Below are 17,122 nucleotides of genomic sequence, written 5' to 3' on the forward strand. Positions count from 1 at the left end.
TGGGGCACGAGTGGCAGGGGAGGCATGACCGAGGACGAGTTCGACGCGTTCTACGCCGCCGCGTTCCCCCGGCTGACCGGCCAGCTCTACGCCTTCACCGGGGATCACGGCGAGGCGCAGGACGTCGTGCAGGAGGCGTTCGTACGGGCCTGGGACCGGCGGCGCGACTTCCTCGCGGACGGCGCGCCCGAGGCATGGGTCAGGACCGTCGCGATGCGGCTCGCCGTCAGCCGGTGGCGGCGCGCCCGGCGCTGGCTGGAACTGGTGCGGCGCACCCCGCCGCCGGAGTCCGTGCCCGGGCCCGACCCCGAGCACGCCGCGCTCGTCTCCGCGCTGCGCACCCTGCCCGAGGCCCAGCGGATGGCCGTCGTCCTGCACCATCTGTGCGACCTGAGCGTGGAGCAAGTAGCCTCGGAAACCGGTGCCCCGGTGGGGACGGTCAAGGCCCGTCTGTCCCGTGGCCGCGCGGCACTGGCCCGGGTGCTGGCCCCGGGCGAGGGGGAGAGGGAGGGCGACCGTGTCCGATGACCGCGACTACGACGCCGACCTTCACCCCGACTTCCACCCCGAACTCTCCGGCGGGCTGCGGACGTTGGCCGAGAGCCACCAGTCCTCGCCGCCCGTCGCCGGTGCCGAGGTCCGCCGTCTGGCCGTACGGCGTGGCCGTCGCCGGCGTACGACCGTCGTGGTCGGCGGGGTGGCCGCCGCCGCGGCCCTCGCCGTCACGATGACCGTCGGCCTCACCCACGGCCACGACTCCGACTCCGGCCGCCGCACCACTCCGGCCGCCAGTCCCCGGCTGCGGACCGGCCCGGCACCCACCCCGACTCCGACCCCGGCCGCCGCCGACGCCGTGGTCGACCTCACCAAGATGACGATGACCGTCGACGGACGGATGATGCCCATCTCCTCCGGTGTTTCCGAACTGCCCACGCCCACCGGCCGGTTCACCGTCGTCGCCAAGTCCCCGAAGGCGGAGATGGAGTTCGGGAGCGGCGGTGGCAGCGGCAGCGGCGCGTCGATGCCGAGCGTTCCATGGGTGATCGAACTGCGCTCCGCGGACCGGAAGAGGAGCACCGCCGTCGTCGCCCTCACCTACGACCTGAAGGCCCCCGGCAACTACGCGTCCACCGGCGGCTGGATCGGACTGCCCGAGGCCGACGCGAAGTGGGTGTACACGCGGCTGGACAAGGGCGCGGTGGTGCTGGTGACGGGGAGGACGCCGTCGCTGCGGCCCTCCGCGTCGACGCCGTCCTAGCGGAAAGGCGCAGGTCAGACCTGGGCCCGGCCCTGCTTGCGTACGTCCGCCAGGCGGAGTGCGCCGATCTGGACGGCGAGCTGTGTCGCGTCGTTCGGTACGTCGCCCAGGCCGGCGTTGGTGAGGGCGAAGGCGTCCTCGCCGACGCGGACGGCGGCCAGGTCCATCGTCAGGAAGACGTCCTGCTCGTCGGACGTGGTGGTGGCGACGGTGACGTGCAGACCCTGGCGCACGTCCCCGACCTCCGGCAGCGGGGCGTCCTGGACCTGGACGTCCTCGACCAGGCCGTTCTCCGAGGTGGCCGTGAAGCGGGCGCACTGGACCGGCATCGTCTGCAGCCACTCCAGCGCGGCGTCGACGTCCGACGGGCGGCGGGCGGCGATCTGGTAGCGGAGCTGGGCTTCGGTGTCGTCGTCGTCGAGGCCCACGGCGACCCGGGCGGGGGCGCCGAGGAGTTCGTCGGAGTAGAGCGCGTCGAGCAGGCGCTGGCACTCCCCGGCCGTGGTGGTCGCCTTCAGCAGGGCGTCCCGCCAGGTGGCCGCCCCGCGCGTCGCGGTCCAGGGGGCGCCGAGGTCGGTCTCCGTGATGAGCGCGGCCCGGGCCTGGTCGTCGGTGAGCGTGGATCCGTCGGCCCGGGCCGAGGGCTTCGCCGAGGGGGAGGGCTTGTCGACGGTGGGCAGGGGCTGCTGCGCGGACGGCGGGCGTTCCAGGCCGAGGGCCGCGCAGCCGGTGAGGGTGAGGAGGCCGGTGGCGAGAGCGGCGAGAGGGAGGGCGCGGGGGCGTATGGCGGCGGTCATCTGGGGTGCCTCCCTGGCGGGGCAGGTGGGGGTGGAGGTGCCTCCTCTCACGGCACCACCGCCGCGACCCGCCCACCAGCGCTCCGGGCCGTCCGGGTGAGGGCGGGAAAACCCGTCCGGGTGAGCGGTGGGGGAGACGTCCGGGTGGGCGGCGGGAAGGCCCGGGGAAAACCGATGGCCCTACGACAGGGGCCGTCGTTACGGTCGCTTCATGAAGCGCGCCCAGCCGTGTCCGCAGAGCACGACGACGCCGGAGACCGTCCCGGCGCGCTGACACCTGACCAGTCCGAAGCCCCGGGGCGAACGCCCCGGGGTTTCGTCATGCCCCGGGGTGTTCGCCTCCCGCACCAAGGAGACCCCGATGACCGACCCGATCAGCGACATCAGCGACATCAGTGACGTCAGCGCCATCAGCGACCGCGTCCCCGACCACCGCCGCCTCGGCCGTGAACTCGGCCTGTTCGACACCGACCCGCTGATGGGCGCGGGCCTGCCCTACTGGCTCCCGGACGGGGCCGTCGTACGGCACACCCTGGAGGAGTACATCCGGGAGGCGGAACGCGCCGCCGGCTACCGGCACGTGTACTCGCCCGCGCTCGGCAAGCGCGAGCTGTACGAGACCTCCGGACACTGGGACCACTACAGCGACGACATGTACCCGCCGATGAACCTGGGCGCGGAAGAGGTCGTCCTGCGCCCGAGCCTGTGCCCCCACCACGCCCTGATCTACCGCTCCCGCTCGCACAGCTACCGTGAACTGCCGCTGCGCATCGCCGAGCTGGGCACCATGTACCGCGCCGAACGCTCCGGCGTCCTCGGCGGCCTGACCCGGGTGCGCGCCATCCAGCTCAACGACGCCCACATCTTCTGCACCCTGGAGCAGGCCGTCGACGAGGCCCGCGCCGCCCTGGAGCTGATCGCCCGCGCCTACGCCGACCTCGGCATCGAGGCCGTACGCCACCGTCTCTCGCTGCCCGGCGAGGGTGGCAAGTACGTCGCCGACCCGGAGCTGTGGCAGCGGGCCACCGCGCTGCTGAAGGAGGTGCTGGCCGAGTCCGGCGTGGCGTACGAGGAGGCGGAGGGCGAGGCCGCCTTCTACGGCCCCAAGATCGACGTACAGATCGCGGACCCGGCCGGCCGCGAGTCCACCCTGTCCACCGTGCAGATCGACTTCCACCAGCCGGCCCGCTTCGACCTGCACTACATCGGCGCCGACGGCGCGAAGCACCGGCCGGTGATGGTGCACCGCAGCATCATCGGCAGCGTGGAGCGGGCCGTCGCCCACCTCATCGAGGCGCACGGCGGGGCCTTCCCGGCTTGGCTCGCTCCTGTACAGCTGGCTGTGCTGCCGGTCGCGGAGGAGCAGGTGGAGCGGGCGGCCGCGGTGGTCCGGGAGGCGGCCGCGCTGGGCCTGCGCGCCGAACCGGCCGCCCCCGAGCAGGGCACCCTCGGCGCCCGCATCCGCGCGGCCCGCCTGGTCCCGTACCAGGCGGTGATCGGCGACCGGGAGGCCGGCGCGGGCCTCGCGGCTCTGCGCCTGCGGGACGGCCGCCGCCCCGGCGCGCTCCCGGTACCCGAGCTGCTGCGCCGCGTCGCCGACCGCGTGGCGGCGAAGGGCACCGCACTGTGGCCCTGAGGGTCCTCATCTAGTGTCGGTACGACGGAAGGAGTCCGACGTGACCGGTCAGCCCATCCCCGTGATCATCGACTGCGACACCGGCGTCGACGACGCCCTGGCCCTGCTGTTCGCCGTACGCCACCCGGGCCTGGACCTCAGGGCGGTGACCTGTGTGGCCGGGAACACCGATGTCGACGGGGTGGTCCGCAACACCCTGACCGTGCTGGAGGAGGCGGGCGCCCCCGACGTCCCGGTGGCGCGCGGCGCCGAGCGCCCGCTGATCGAGCCGGCCCGCTCGGCCCGGCACGTGCACGGCGCGGACGGCATGGGCGACCTCGGCCTGCCCGCGCCCAGACGCGGCCGCGCCGCCGTGGACGCCGTGACCCTCCTGTACCGCGAGATCCTGGCCTCCCCGACCCCGGTCACCCTGATCCCGACCGCACCGCTCACCAACATCGCGCTCCTGCTGCGCACCCACCCGGAGGTGACCCGGAACATCGAGCGGATCGTGTTCATGGGCGGCGCGGTCGCCACCGGGAACGCCACGCCGGTCGCCGAGTTCAACGTCTGGCACGACCCGGAGGCGGCGGCGGTCCTGCTCACCGCAGGGGTGCCGATCACCATGTACGGGCTCGACGTGTTCACCCAGGTCGTCGTACCGGGCCCGGACGTACGACGGCTGCGGGAGAGCAGGGAACCGGGCACCCGGCTCGCCGGCGAGCTGCTGGCCCACCGCCCGTCCGCACCCGAGCCCGACGGCGACGACCCGGCCGGCGGCCTCGGTGACGCGGGCGCGGTGTGCGCGGTCGCGGACCCGGCCGGCATCACCACCCGCCGGCTGCCCGTCGAGGTCGCCCTGGCCCCCGGCCCGACCCGCGGCCAGACGATCGTCGACCGCCGCCCCCGCCCCGGCGAATCCGAGATCCACGGCGGCGCCCGCGAACAGGCCCTGGTGGACGTGGCGTTGGCGGTGGACGTGGAGCGGTACGTGAAGCTGTACCTGGAGACGGTGGAACGCCGCTAGGGCAGCTCCGGCGGACCGGATGCCGGATCGGACGTCGGACCGGCCGACGGGACGTCCGGCGGCGGCGCCCACCGGGACATGTCGGGAGGCGGGCTCCATTGGGTGGGTGTGGGGTCCGACGGCCGTGCGAAGGGGCCCGCGTGGTGTTGCATGAGCAGCAGCATCACGACGGCGAAGGCCACGCTGAGCACGATCAGGGCGAGGCCGAGGGGGTTCTGCGGGTTGTACTCGTACCGGTTCGTCCCCCACTTGCTCCGCTTGAAGACGGGTTCGTTCTCGTCGAAAGGCACGGGCGGCATTCTTTTCGCCCGTCGCCACGGGGGACACGGCGGCCCCCCCCGAACCGGCCGGGACTCAGTCGGGGGCGGCCGGCACCCGGGTCGCGACCTTGCATCGACTTCCCGAGGACCACGGCCCGTTCACCGTAGGCGGCGATCCTTTTGCCGGCAAAGCCGCACACCTGCCCAGGTATTGAAGATTACGCAACAGGGCAGACGAACGACCAAGGTTCCGTTCCCGGGCAAGGTGGACAGAGTCCGGGTATGCCAGACCTCTCCTCCAGGAATCCCGACTGGTGGCGCCAGGCCGTCATCTACCAGGTCTATCCGCGCAGTTTCGCCGACGCCGACGGTGACGGCCTCGGCGATCTCAGGGGCGTCACCGAGCACCTGAACCACCTCGCCACGCTCGGCGTGGACGCCCTGTGGCTCAGCCCCTTCTACCCCTCCGAACTCGCCGACGGCGGCTACGACGTCGCCGACCACCGGGACGTCGACCCGCGCCTCGGCACCCTGGACGACTTCGACGCGCTGGCCGCCGAGGCCCACCGGCTCGGTCTGAAGGTCGTCGTGGACATCGTCCCGAACCACACCTCGCACCTGCACCCCTGGTTCCAGGAGGCCCTGCGGGCCGGGCCCGGATCAGCGGCCCGGGAACGCTACGTCTTCCGCCCCGGCCGCGGTGCCGACGGCGAACTCCCGCCCACCGACTGGCAGTCGGTGTTCGGCGGCAGCGCCTGGCGGCGCGTGGCCGACGGCGACTGGTACCTGCACCTGTTCGCGCCCGAACAGCCCGACCTGAACTGGGAGAACGAGGAGGTCCGCGCCGACTTCCGCACCACCCTGCGCTTCTGGTCCGACCGGGGCGTCGACGGCTTCCGCATCGACGTCGCCCACGGCCTGGCCAAGGACCTGGCCGACCCGCTGCGGGACGTGGGCGGCCTGGGCGCCACGGGCGAGGAGGCCCTGCAGCGGGTGGAGCCCGGCACCCACCCCTACTGGGACCGTGACGAGGTCCATGAGATCTACCGCGACTGGCGCAAGATCTTCGACGCCTACAGCCCGCCCCGCACCGCGGTCGCCGAGGCCTGGGTCCCGGACGCCCGCCGCGCGCTGTACGCCCGCCCGGACGAACTCGGCCAGGCCTTCAACTTCGAGTATCTGCAGGCGGGGTGGGACGCGGACGAACTCCGCGGGGTCATCACGGGCTCCCTGGCGACGGCCCGTGCTGCCGGAGCCTGTGCCACCTGGGTGCTCTCCAACCACGACGTCGTCCGCCACGCCTCGCGCCTCGTGCTCCCGCGCGGCACCGACGAGAACGCCTGGCTGCTGTCAGGCGGCACGGCCCCGCCGACCGACCGGGAGGCGGGCCTGCGCCGGGCCCGGGCCGCGACCCTGCTGATGCTGGCGCTGCCCGGATCGTCGTACGTCTACCAGGGCGAGGAACTCGGCCTGCCCGAGGTCGCCGATCTGCCCGCCGAGGTGCTGCGGGATCCGATCTGGGAGCAGACGGGTCATGCCCGCAAGGGCCGCGACGGCTGCCGGGTGCCGCTGCCGTGGACGACCACCGGACCGTCGTACGGCTTCGGGTCCGGGGCCGCCTGGCTGCCGCAGCCGGCGTCCTTCGCGTCGTACGCCGTCGAGGCCCAGTCAGGTGCCGAGGGCTCCGCCCTGGAGCTGTACCGCACCGCGCTCAGGCTGCGCCGCAAGCTGCTGGAGGGCGAGACGCTGACCTGGACGCCCGACGCCCCGGCCGGGGTGCTGGACTTCACCCGCACCGAGACCTGGCGCTGCGTCACCAACCTCACCGCGGAGCCGGTACGACTGCCCCCGGGCGAGGTGCTGCTGGCCAGCACCCCGCTCCCGGAGCCGGACGTCCTCCCGTCGGACACCACGGTCTGGCTGGGCTAGCCCACGGTCGGGCTCGGGCTGGGGGCGGCGGGCGAGGCGCCTCCGGCGCCGCCGCCGCTGAGGCCGTTGATGTCCACCGGTGTGGACGTGGCGTTCGGCGGCGGCGTGAGCACCACCTGAGGCTGGCCCGCCGGCGGGGCCGGCGGGGTCAGGTCGGAGCTGGGCAGCTTCGGCGGGGTGGTCTGTTGGAAGAGGGTCTGGTCGAAGTCGACCAGACCGGTCTTCTCCATCACCGTGATGTGGTCGAGCACCGTGTCGTTGGCCTGGTCGGCCAGGGCCCGCACCAGCGAGTTCTTGGTCGTGGACCGGATCGACGCGACCGTGTTGAAGATCGAACCGTGCGTCATCCGCAGGATGTTGGCGAAGTCGCTGTCGAACTTCTTGCCGCTCTCCGACTTCAGCGTGTTCACGAAGCCCAACTGCTGGGGGCTCGCCACGTTGGGCAGCGTGATGTTCAGCATCGGCGCGATCTTGCGGCACGTGATGTCCAGGGCGGCATGCCCGTCGACCAGATGCTTGCTGGCCTCGATGACGCCCTTCGTGGTGCCCTTCTGCAGCCCGATCTGGCCGACCGGGTACTCCCACAGACCGGCCGCCCGCACCTTCACCACGAAGTCCCGGTCGGCCTCGGTGAGCGGACCCCACTGGGTGTTGGCGATGACCCGCGACGGCGCACTGGAGACGGTGCTCACGCCGAGCATGCTCGGGTAGGCGAGCGCGCCGAGGGTCAGGGCCATTGCACCGCCCACGAAGAGAGTTCCCGTCGCGTTCCGCGAAAAGCGCACCGTGCCTCCTGCCCGGCCATGGATCCGCCCATAGGCGGTTCGGACGCACAGCAGTACGGATGCGGAGGTCATTTGTGTCAGTGGTTTCGGGTAAAGATTCGTCCCGGTCCTGCGGGAGGGGCCGAGGACCGCAGTTGGTTAAAAGTTGACCTTTCCGCAGGAGAGTTGACTCTTTCCCGGGAGAAGCGAGGGGAAACGCAGGCCTAGATTCGCCGCATGCCCCCACAGCCACCCGCCAGGGTGCCCGCCGCGCTGCCCGTCCTGCCCTACCGCAAGCCCACCAAGGGCCGCGACTACTGGGTCCTGGACGACGTCCTGCCGGACGTAGACGCCGTACGCGAGCGGTGTCTGGCCAAGGACGACTGGGTCAAGGGCTACCCGTACACCTCGGAGACCTGGCCCGGACTGCGCGCGATGCCCGGCCTGGAGGCCGGTGAACTCGCCCGCATCGAGCGGCTGGTGAAGCAGGCGACCGGGGCCAAGGAGCTGTGGGTGCAGCAGGCACCCGGCGGCGGCACCCTCAACCACAACTGCGTGCAGGTGGTCGGCGAGGGCGAGAGCGAACCGCGCCCGCACACCGACTCGCGCGCGCTGTGCCGGTACGCGGCCGTGCTGTACCTCAATCCGCACGTGCCCAAGGACTGCGGCACCAGCTTCTTCCGCCAGTCCCTGCCCGGCGGCCGGCTCGGCGGCAACGTCGTGCAGGCCCCGCACAACAACCTCGTCGAGGCCCTGGGCACCCGCTTCGTCGCCCCGGATGCCTTCGAGGAGGACGGCCGGGTCCCGCACCGGTACAACCGCCTCCTGCTCTACAACGCCAACCTGGTGCACAGCGCGACCGGCTACTTCGGCAAGGAGCTGGCGGAGAAGCGGATGACGGCCGTCTTCTTCTGGATGGCCTGAGCCGTTCCGCCCCCGGCCCGCCGGCTCACCCGTACGGAGCAACCCCCGTGGTCTCCCGGCCGGGTGGGCCGGATCGTCGTACGTACGACCGACTCGGGACGACGACGGCGGAGGTACGGCCATGACGCAGCAGACCCGACCGGCACGGGCGGGGACCACCGACTGGGCCGAGGGAGGGCTCGTCTTCGCGGGGGTGATGCTCCTGGTGGAGGGTGTTCTCGCCATCCTCCAGGGCATATCCGCGCTCGCGGCCGACGACGTGTACACCCGTATCGGCGCCTACGTGTACAAGATCAACCTCACCGGCTGGGGCTGGATCCTGCTCATCCTGGGTGTCGTGGCCGCCGTCACCGGCGCGTTCATCCTCAGACGCGCCGCGTGGGCCCGGGCGGTCGGCATCGGTCTCGCCTCCCTGAGCGTGATCGCCCAGTTCCTGTTCCTGCCGTACTCGCCGGTCTGGGCGCTCATCATGATCGCCATCGACTTCTTCGTGATCTGGGCGCTCGCCACCTACCAGCCGGGGCACCCCGCCGACTGACCTTCGCGCGTGACGCGGGTCACACAGGCGGCCTGTCACGCACGGCGGGGCTCGCCAGTCCCATGGTCGTCACCGGCACCGGACGAGGCCGATGTGCCCGGTGACCCGACCCCGGGAGTGGACATGCCGAAGCAGCCGAAGACCGGACGACCGGCGCAGGACGGCCACCGGGTCGTGGTGCTGGGTGCCGGCTACACCGGCATGCTGGCTGCGATCCGTCTGGCCCACCGCACGCGCCGCACCGTCGTCCGGGTGACCCTGGTCAACCGTTCCTAAAGACTGAGCGGGAGTGAGTCCTGGTGCCAGGAGTCATGCTCAGCCGTGTGCCCCGAACGGTGTTGGGCACACTGGTCCCCCGCTTTCGCTCCGTGTCCGGTGCGCGCGGATCGTGTCCGTGGTCCGGGAATACGCGGGCGGGTTCCCTCACGCCCCAAGGTGCCCGGTTGGGCCTGGACGGTCCGATGCCCGCATCCATCGCTCTGGTGGGTGCGGGGCGGTGCCGTCCGTCGCCGGATCGGGTGTCCCAGGGCGCGCCTTCCGATCGCCACGGCTGCCGCGTCGTGGCGGGTGGTCTTCCCCTTCTTCGTGGTGAGGGGTTTTTGCCGGTGCTGGGCGCCCCACTTGCTGGTGTAGGCGGGATCGACTGCGACGACGGGGATGCCTACTCCCATGCGGAGATCGCCGACATCCTGGACCGCCCGGAACCCACCGTCCGCCAGATCGCCCACCAGGCCCGCAGCCACGTCCAGTCCCGCCGCCCCCGCTACGACACGGACCCGGACCGGCGGGCCCGGGTCACCACCCAGTTCATCGAGGCGTGCGCGGGCGGCGACCTGAACGCCGTGATGGAACTTCTGGCGCCGGATGTGACCTGCTGGTCCGACGGCGGCGGCAAGGTCACCGCGGCCCGCCGCCCGCTGTACGGCCCCGACCATGTGGCGCGCTGGATCCTCGGCGTCCCGGCGAAGCCGCAGTCGGCCGGCATCACCCTCCGACAGGCCGTCGTCAACGGCGAGTTGGGCATCCTGTTCACCCTGGGCGAGATGCCGGTGGCGGCCCTCACCTACGACATGTCCGAGGGCGCCATCAGGAATCTGCGGCTGCAGGTGAACCCGGAGAAGTTGACGGGGCTGCGTCCTTCGCGCGAGTGACGCCGGCGTCCTCCGCCCGGGAGGCGCCGGGCAGGCACTTGCCCACCGTGATGAAGAACAGCACCAGGCCCACCGTCAGCAGGACATGGCCCAGACCGGCGATCCCGGCGATCGCCTCCGAGTCGGAGTGGCCGAGGACCGTCAGCGTTCCGTGCAGGGTCATCATGCCGACGGTCACCGCCAGACCGGCGTTGTAGATCCAGAAGAACCAGTTGAACAGCCGGTGGGAGGTCAGCGCGAACTGCTTCTCCAGCGGCAGGACGACAAGGAAGAACAGCATGCCGAGCGCCAGTACATGGGTGTGCACGACGGCGAGCTGGGTGTCGCCCTCGAAGTCCTTGGCCTTGGTCAGCTCGCGGTAGTACAGGCCGCTGACGAGCCCGATGATCATGTAGATGTGAGCGGTGTTGAGGATCTTCCTCATCTGCGTCTTCCCCCGTGAATCCGCGTCGGTGTCGGCCCCCACCTTGCGCCGGGCCCGTTCGGGCATCAACGATGAACCTGATAACGAGTCATAATCGTCGGCTAATGAGTCCGAAGGGGCGCGAGTGGAGCTCCGCGACATCGAGATCTTCCTGACCCTCGCCGAGGAACTGCACTTCAGCCGCACGGCACACCGCCTGCACGTCACCCAGGCCCGGGTCAGCCAGTCGATCAAGAAGCAGGAGCGGCAGATCGGCGGCCTCCTGTTCGAACGCACCAGCCGCGCGGTAAGGCTCACCCCGCTCGGCGAGCAGCTGCAACGCGAACTCGGCGCCGGGTACCGGCAGATCATGGACGGTGTCGCCGCGGCCAAGGCCGCCGCCCGCGGGACGGACACCCTGACGGTCGGCACCGTCGGCCCCCACTCCTGGATGCTGTCCGACGCCGTGGCCCTCCTGGAGACCCGCTCCCCGGAGATCCAGGTCCGCTTCCGCGAGATCCAGCCCTCCGCCCCGCTGGACCTGCTCCGCTCCGGGGACGTCGACATCGCCGTGCTCTGGCTGCCGGTGGAGGAACCCGACCTCACCGTGGGCCCGGTCATCTACGCCTCACCGACCCTGCTCATGACCGGAGCCTCCCACCCGTACGCCCGCCGCGACGCCATCCGCCTGGAGGACCTCGCCGACTGTGCGTTCGTGGCCGGCCGCTCCCTGCCGGCCTACATGGAAGAGGCCCTCCACCCCTTCCACACCCCCTCCGGGCGCCCCATCCCGCGCGGTCCGCAGGTCTCGACGTGGCAGGAGGCCCTCACCGCCGTGGCCACCGGTCAGGCCGTCGCCTCGGTGTCGGGCGACATCGCGGACTTCTACCCGTGGCCCAACCTGGCCTTCATCCCCATCCTCGACGCCCCGCCGTCCCGTTGGGCCCCGGTCTGGCGCAGGGTCTCGGAGAGCCCGCTCATCCGCTCCTTCACCCAGGCGCTGTCCGACGCGCCGCCGACGGTGGGCGAGGACTGCTGGTGCGCGTTGCCGGCGCAGAACCCGGAGGCCTGACGACTTTCCGCCAGGGAAGTTCCATGGCCGGTGAAGTCCGACGGCCTTTATCCGGGCCTGACGGCCTTTTGCCAGGCCATGACGGGAAGGCCCCGGATGCTCGATCGCTGACGCCTCGGAGGCGCCCGACGTTGACCTGGCGGGCGCGCTGGGAAGCAGGTCCCGGAGGCAGGGCCCGGATGGCCCCTTGGAGGGCGAGCGAGGAGGACCGATGGTGGAACGGTGATGCCGATCTCCACCCATCCGTGGCCGTGCCCGTGCCCCAGCCCCGGGGGCACTGTCGGGCGCTCGTCCGGCTCTGCGCCGACGCGGCCCGCTGCGCGGGTGGGCAGGCGCCCGGGGAGTGGTCGGCGATGGTGACGACCACCGTGCCGGTGCGGCCGGTGGCCGCGGGCCGCGCTGCCTCGGCAGCCGCCCGGCCCACCGCGGACGTACTGCGTGAACTCGACGTTCCAGGCGGCGGCCTGTCGTCGGACGAGGCGGCACGGCGGCTGAAGCGCTGGGGACCGAACGCAGTCCACTCGCACCGAGCGAGGGCGTGGCTCGTCCTGTGGCATCAGCTGCGGTCCCCGCTGCTGGGCCTGCTGCTGGCCGCGGCCATCGTCTCGTACTTCGTCGGTGAGCGCAGCGACGCTGTGATCATCGGGGTGATCGTGGTGCTCTCCGCCGGCCTGGGCTTCGCCAATGAGTACCGGGCGGAGAAGACCGCCCAGGCGCTGCATGCCAAGATCCGTCATCGTGCGGTCGTGCTGCGCGACGGGCGGCCGCAGGAGGTGGAGGTCACCGGCCTGGTTCCGGGCGATGTGGTGGAGTTGCGGCTGGGCGACATCGTGCCCGCGGATCTGCGGCTGCTCCAGGCAACCGGGCTGGAGTGCAGCGAGTCGGTACTGACCGGTGAGTCTTTGCCGGTCGCGAAGGACACCGCTCCCGTGCCGGCCGGCACGGCGCTGGCCGATCTGTCCGGATGCGCTCTGATGGGCACCGTGGTCCACTGCGGCAGTGGCCGTGGAGTGGTGGTCGCCACCGGTGCGGAGGCCGAGTTCGGGAAGATCGCCGCCGGGCTGAGCGGACACCAGCTGGAGACCGAGTTCCAGGTGGGGCTGCGCCGGTTCTCGATGCTCCTGGTCTACGTCGCCGGCGCGCTGACCACGTTGATCTTCATCATCAACGTGGCGCTGCACAAGCCGCTGATCGACGCCCTGCTCTTCTCACTGGCCATCGCGGTGGGCATCACCCCGCAGCTCCTGCCCGCCGTCGTCTCCACCAGCCTGGCCGCCGGCTCCCGGCGGATGAGCCGACGCAAGGTACTGGTCAAACGGCTGGTGTGCATCGAGGACCTCGGCGATGTCGACGTGCTGTTCACCGACAAGACCGGAACACTGACCCTGGGCCGTATCGACTTCATGCGGGCCGTACCGATCGACGTCACCTCGGCGGAGGAGGTGCTGCGCTTCGGGCTGCTGTGCACCGAGACGGAGGTGGACGACCAGGGTCGGCCCGTGGGCGGAAACCCGCTCGACGACGCCCTGTGGGACTCCCCGGCCGCCGCCTCCCAGCGCCGGGTGCTCAGCGGCTGGAGGCGGGTCGGAGTCCTGCCCTTCGATCATGAACGGCGGATGGTCACCGTTACTGTCACCGACCCCTCCGACGTCACCATGCTGATCACCAAAGGCGCCCCCGAGACGGTACTGGAACGCTGCGCAGACGTGCCCGAGCCGGTCCGCCAGGCGTTGGACGCCGAGTTCGCCGCCGGGAACCGCGTCGTTGCCGTGGCGACCCGTCCCGCCCGGGCGGCCACCGCCCCCACGGCCGCCGACGAGTGTGACCTCCGCCTGGCCGGTCTGCTGGTCTTCCTCGATCCGCCCAAACCCCACGTGGCCGAGGCACTGGGACGGCTGGACAGGCTCGGCCTGACGGTGAAGATCGTCACCGGGGACAACCCGGCGGTGGCCGCCAAGGTCTGCCACGACCTGGGACTGGCCGATATCGGCGTGCTGACCGGGACCGACCTGGACGCCATGGACGACGAGCGGCTCTCCGACGCGATCCGGCACACCACCGTCTTCGCCCGGGTCAGCCCCGAGCACAAGGCCCGTATCGTCCGCGTCCAGCGGCAAACCGGCGGCGATGTCGCCTTCCTCGGCGACGGCGTCAACGACGCGCTCGCGCTGCACGCCGCCGACGTGGGCATCTCGGTGGATTCGGCCACCGACGTGGCCAAGGACGCGGCCGACGTGATCCTGCTGGAGAAAGACCTCGGGGTCCTGGCGGACGGGGTCGCCGAGGGGCGGCGGATCTTCGCCAACACCATCAAGTACGTGCTGATGGGGACCTCGAGCAACTTCGGCAACATGTTCAGCGCGGCCGGCGCCTCGCTTTTCCTGCCGTTCCTGCCGATGCTGCCCTCTCAGATCCTGCTCAACAACCTTCTGTACGACACCAGCCAGCTCGCCATCCCCACCGACGAGGTCGACGAGGAACAGGTGCACCGCCCGGCCCACTGGGACATCGCGTTCATCCGGCGCTTCATGGTGTGCTTCGGACCGATCAGCTCGCTGTTCGACTTCGTCACCTTCGCGGTGATGCTGTGGGTCTTCCACGCAGGCCCGGTCCAGTTCCACACCGGCTGGTTCGTGGAGTCCCTCGCCACGCAGACCCTGGTGATCTTCGCCATCCGCACCCGCCGCATCCCGTTCTGGCGCAGCCGTCCCAGCCTTCCCCTGACACTGACGGCACTGGGTGTCGTCGCCCTCGGCGCCGCCCTGCCGGCCACCTCACTGGCTGACGTCCTCGGCTTCCAACTCCTGCCGGCCGGCTTCTTCGCCGCGGTGGCTGCCATGGTCGTGGTCTACCTCCTCCTCGTCGAGATCGGCAAGCGGATCTTCTACCGGGCCGCGCGCGCACCGGCTCGGCCCCAACCGGCCCTCGGCCACCGGCACATGCGGCGCCGCGCGGCACGGTTCAGCACGGTCACCCGACCGCGGCGACCGAGAGCCATCCGCCGTCCGTCGGCGGACACACCGCACACAGGGGGCGCCACCGGGTCCCGCCAGTCAGAAGCTCCTCGGACCTCATCTCGGTGATCCGTCGGATGCCCGGAATCCCGAGCCGCCGCGAGGCGTGAACCTGGACTCCCACAGCCGCCTCGATCTGACACCGTACCCACCGGGTTCGTGCCGGTACTGCCGATCTGCGCTGTTTCATCCGCACGGGATATGGAGAGGCGTGTCCTCGTTGCCCTCTCTGCGAAGCTGCAGGCAGTCGGCGGAAAGGGTGCGTTGATGGAGTGGAAGACCTTTGGGGAGCGGCGGATCTACTCGAATCCGTGGGTGAATCTGTGCCTGGTGGACGTGCAGCAGCCTGATGGGCTGCGGTGGGAGTACCACGTGGTGCGGCTGCGGCACCTGGCGGTGGGGGCCGTCGTCAATGAGCGGCGCGAGATCCTCATGATGTGGCGGCATCGGTTCATCACGGACTCGTGGGCCTGGGAACTCCCCATGGGTCTGATCGAGGAGGGGGAGACGCCGGAGGAGACGGCGGCGCGTGAGGTGCTGGAGGAGACCGGTTGGCGTCCCGGGCCGCTGAAGCCTCTCATCTACGCCGAGCCGGCGAATGGGATCACCGACTCTCAGCATCATGTGTTCCGTGCGGAGGGGGCTTCGTACGTCGGGCCGCCCGTCGAGCAGAACGAGTCGGATCGGATCGAGTGGGTTCCGCTCGGTGAGGTGCGGGGGATGATCGACCGGCGGGAGATCGTGAGCAGTGGGTCGCTCGTCGGGCTGCTCTACGTGCTCATGGACGAGGGCATTCGCTGATCGTCCGCGCGGCTGGCGTGTCCCTGGCAAGTCTGTGTCGGCGTGGGTCAGGATGATGCGGTGAACGAACAGATAGTGGAGCCTGCCACGCGCTCCCGCTCCCTCGGCCTGAGGCCCATCAAGGTGTCCGGGCAACTGACTGCCGGGGCCTTGCTGCTCGCGGGGCTCGCGTGGGTCGTGCGGGCCGTGTGGGAAGTGCGGCTGGCCATGGCCGGGGAGCCTGCCTCGGGGCCGCCGGACCAGGGGAACGGGGTGCATCGGGCGCTCAACGGGCTGGAGGACTCCTACCACCTCGTCACCAGCCTCGGGGGAGGCGCCGCCTTCCTCTGCGCGCTCCTCTTCCTCTCCTGGATGTGGCGGGTGCGGGACAATGCGCGTGCCCTCACGGGGCAGGCGCCGAAGTACGCCGGGATCTGGGTCTACTTGGGGTGGATCGTGCCCGTCGTCAATCTGTGGTTCCCGCGTGGGATCGTCGCCGACGCCTTTCGGACCACCGCTCCGGGGCGGAAGCTGCCCGTCTCCGTGAATGTGTGGTGGGGGCTCTGGGTGATCGGGATGCTCAGCGGGGCGGGCCTCGTCTACCGCGATTCCACCGACGAGATCATCGCGCGGGCGTACAGCGAGGTGTGGCCGCTGCTCGTGTCCGACGCCGCTGTCATCGGGGCCGCCGTGGCCGGTGCGTTCGCCGTGCGGGCCGTCACCGCCGTACAGGTGGAGCGGATCCGGCAGGGGCAGCAGCAGGGCGTGGTGGCGGAGTCCGCCGCCGCTGGTACCGCCGAGGGCTGAGGCGACCGGGTCACCGGCCTCCTGCCCGGGCGTGGGTGGTGGTGTGCCGTCGTAGGGGCAAGGATTTGCCCATGAGCACCATTGCCATCGTCGGCGCCGGGCCCGGGCTGGGCGCCGCCGTCGCGCGTCGGTTCGGGCGGGAGGGGTACGACGTCGCCCTGGTCGCACGGGACCGGGAGCGGCTGCAGGTCCTGGTGGGCGAGCTTGCCGACGAGGGGGTCGCCGCGCGTGGGTTCCCTGCCGATGTGCGCCGGCCGGAGCAGTTGGTGGCGGCCCTGAAGGATGCCGCCGCCGTGCTCGGGACCGTCGAGGTGTTGCAGTACAGCCCTGTCCCGCACCGGGACTTCATGCGGCCCGTGCTGGAGACCCGGCACCAGGATCTGCTCGGGCCGATCGAGTTCTCGGTGTACGGGCCGGTCGCGGCGGTGCAGCAGGTGCTGCCTGGTATGCGGGCGCTCGGGCGGGGGACCATCCTGTTCGTGAACGGGGGGACGGCCGCCGTGCCGCGTCCCGAGCGGGCGGGCACGTCGATCGCGTTCGCCGCGGAGAGCGCGTACGGGCATCTGCTGCACGACCGGCTCGCCCCTGAGGGGATCCATGTCGCCCAGCTGGTGATCCCCGGGGCCATCACGCCCGGGCATGTGCGCAAGGATCCGGCCGTGCTCGCGGAGACCCTGTGGACCATGCATCGGGAGCGGCACGGGTTCCGGCACTACGCCGACGATCTCGACAGCTGACCCCGCGGCCCGGAGATCGCGTCGCCCTGCGTGAAGAGCATTTGTG

The 17,122-nt window shown here is 71.3% G+C and carries 17 protein-coding genes and 2 pseudogenes; 14 read left to right on the top strand and 5 right to left on the bottom strand.

Features of this window, described 5'->3' with window-relative positions:
* Window positions 1–24: 24 nt before the first annotated feature.
* Together ACFY3C_RS16945 and ACFY3C_RS16950 are read left to right on the top strand one after the other, a co-directional pair.
* Window positions 25–528, top strand: a complete 504-nt coding sequence (locus ACFY3C_RS16945; RefSeq protein WP_386572827.1) for a SigE family RNA polymerase sigma factor — start codon at window positions 25–27, stop codon at window positions 526–528.
* Window positions 518–1,258 (top strand): L,D-transpeptidase, encoded by a 741-nt coding sequence (locus ACFY3C_RS16950; RefSeq protein WP_390771253.1) that lies wholly within the window; start codon window positions 518–520, stop codon window positions 1,256–1,258. The genes ACFY3C_RS16945 and ACFY3C_RS16950 overlap by 11 nt, the downstream gene beginning before the upstream one ends.
* A gap of 14 nt (window positions 1,259–1,272) precedes the next feature.
* Here the strand turns inward: ACFY3C_RS16950 and ACFY3C_RS16955 are convergent, their stop codons facing one another.
* Window positions 1,273–2,055 carry a hypothetical protein gene (locus ACFY3C_RS16955; RefSeq protein ID WP_390771254.1) on the bottom strand — a complete coding sequence of 261 codons (783 nt, stop codon included), beginning with the start codon at window positions 2,053–2,055 and terminating at the stop codon, window positions 1,273–1,275.
* Window positions 2,056–2,416: 361 nt separating this feature from the next.
* Here ACFY3C_RS16955 and thrS point away from each other — a divergent pair, with 361 nt between their 5' ends.
* The gene (gene thrS / locus ACFY3C_RS16960) at window positions 2,417–3,691 is read left to right on the top strand and encodes a threonine--tRNA ligase (RefSeq protein ID WP_390771255.1); all 1,275 of its coding nucleotides are present in this window, start codon (window positions 2,417–2,419) and stop codon (window positions 3,689–3,691) included.
* 40 nt (window positions 3,692–3,731) lie between these two features.
* Entirely contained in the window at window positions 3,732–4,697 is a 966-nt protein-coding gene (locus ACFY3C_RS16965; RefSeq protein ID WP_390771256.1) for a nucleoside hydrolase, read from the top strand.
* On the opposite strand, the gene ACFY3C_RS16970 is transcribed toward ACFY3C_RS16965, so the two are convergent.
* A complete protein-coding gene (locus tag ACFY3C_RS16970) occupies window positions 4,694–4,987 on the bottom strand; it encodes a hypothetical protein (RefSeq protein WP_390771257.1) in 294 nt (97 codons plus the stop codon). The genes ACFY3C_RS16965 and ACFY3C_RS16970 overlap by 4 nt on opposite strands.
* A gap of 252 nt (window positions 4,988–5,239) precedes the next feature.
* Here ACFY3C_RS16970 and ACFY3C_RS16975 point away from each other — a divergent pair, with 252 nt between their 5' ends.
* Window positions 5,240–6,886: a glycoside hydrolase family 13 protein gene (locus ACFY3C_RS16975; protein WP_390771258.1), complete on the top strand. Its 1,647-nt coding sequence runs from the start codon at window positions 5,240–5,242 to the stop codon at window positions 6,884–6,886.
* On the opposite strand, the gene ACFY3C_RS16980 is transcribed toward ACFY3C_RS16975, so the two are convergent.
* Window positions 6,883–7,635, bottom strand: a complete 753-nt coding sequence (locus ACFY3C_RS16980; RefSeq protein WP_390771259.1) for a DUF4142 domain-containing protein — start codon at window positions 7,633–7,635, stop codon at window positions 6,883–6,885. The genes ACFY3C_RS16975 and ACFY3C_RS16980 overlap by 4 nt on opposite strands.
* A gap of 252 nt (window positions 7,636–7,887) precedes the next feature.
* On the opposite strand from ACFY3C_RS16980, the gene ACFY3C_RS16985 reads away from it, so the two are divergent.
* The 3 genes and pseudogenes from ACFY3C_RS16985 to ACFY3C_RS16995 form a co-directional block, all read left to right on the top strand.
* Window positions 7,888–8,574, top strand: coding sequence for a DUF6445 family protein (locus tag ACFY3C_RS16985; protein ID WP_390771260.1), 687 nt, complete (start codon window positions 7,888–7,890; stop codon window positions 8,572–8,574).
* Window positions 8,575–8,695: 121 nt separating this feature from the next.
* Window positions 8,696–9,112, top strand: a complete 417-nt coding sequence (locus ACFY3C_RS16990) for a hypothetical protein (protein ID WP_390771261.1) — start codon at window positions 8,696–8,698, stop codon at window positions 9,110–9,112.
* A gap of 123 nt (window positions 9,113–9,235) precedes the next feature.
* Window positions 9,236–9,385: pseudogene (locus ACFY3C_RS16995) on the top strand (FAD-dependent oxidoreductase); the annotation flags it as partial.
* Here ACFY3C_RS16995 and ACFY3C_RS17000 read toward each other — a convergent pair.
* A pseudogene (locus ACFY3C_RS17000) lies at window positions 9,385–9,777 on the bottom strand (hypothetical protein); the annotation flags it as partial. The pseudogenes ACFY3C_RS16995 and ACFY3C_RS17000 sit on opposite strands and share 1 nt — an antisense overlap.
* A gap of 180 nt (window positions 9,778–9,957) precedes the next feature.
* On the opposite strand from ACFY3C_RS17000, the gene ACFY3C_RS17005 reads away from it, so the two are divergent.
* Entirely contained in the window at window positions 9,958–10,263 is a 306-nt protein-coding gene (locus ACFY3C_RS17005) for a hypothetical protein (protein WP_390771457.1), read from the top strand.
* Here the strand turns inward: ACFY3C_RS17005 and ACFY3C_RS17010 are convergent.
* On the bottom strand, window positions 10,199–10,753 hold the full coding sequence (locus ACFY3C_RS17010; protein ID WP_390771262.1) for a DUF2871 domain-containing protein: 555 nt from the start codon (window positions 10,751–10,753) through the stop codon (window positions 10,199–10,201). The two genes, ACFY3C_RS17005 and ACFY3C_RS17010, sit on opposite strands and share 65 nt — an antisense overlap.
* A 58-nt stretch (window positions 10,754–10,811) precedes the next feature.
* Between ACFY3C_RS17010 and ACFY3C_RS17015 the strand changes: the two genes are divergently transcribed.
* The 5 genes from ACFY3C_RS17015 (at window position 10,812) to ACFY3C_RS17035 (ending at window position 17,076) form a co-directional block, all read left to right on the top strand.
* Window positions 10,812–11,738 (top strand): LysR family transcriptional regulator, encoded by a 927-nt coding sequence (locus ACFY3C_RS17015; protein ID WP_390771263.1) that lies wholly within the window; start codon window positions 10,812–10,814, stop codon window positions 11,736–11,738.
* 353 nt (window positions 11,739–12,091) lie between these two features.
* Window positions 12,092–14,821: a magnesium-translocating P-type ATPase gene (gene mgtA / locus ACFY3C_RS17020; RefSeq protein WP_390771264.1), complete on the top strand. Its 2,730-nt coding sequence runs from the start codon at window positions 12,092–12,094 to the stop codon at window positions 14,819–14,821.
* A 198-nt stretch (window positions 14,822–15,019) separates the two neighbouring features.
* Window positions 15,020–15,553, top strand: coding sequence for an NUDIX hydrolase (locus tag ACFY3C_RS17025; RefSeq protein WP_386573123.1), 534 nt, complete (start codon window positions 15,020–15,022; stop codon window positions 15,551–15,553).
* Window positions 15,554–15,613: 60 nt separating this feature from the next.
* Window positions 15,614–16,339 (top strand): DUF4328 domain-containing protein, encoded by a 726-nt coding sequence (locus ACFY3C_RS17030; protein ID WP_386572841.1) that lies wholly within the window; start codon window positions 15,614–15,616, stop codon window positions 16,337–16,339.
* A 71-nt stretch (window positions 16,340–16,410) separates the two neighbouring features.
* A complete protein-coding gene (locus ACFY3C_RS17035) occupies window positions 16,411–17,076 on the top strand; it encodes an SDR family NAD(P)-dependent oxidoreductase (RefSeq protein ID WP_386572842.1) in 666 nt (221 codons plus the stop codon).
* The last annotated feature ends 46 nt before the right edge of the window (window positions 17,077–17,122 follow it).

Origin of the sequence: Streptomyces sp. NPDC001410 (assembly GCF_042895235.1) — a bacterium.
Taxonomy (GTDB): domain Bacteria; phylum Actinomycetota; class Actinomycetes; order Streptomycetales; family Streptomycetaceae; genus Streptomyces.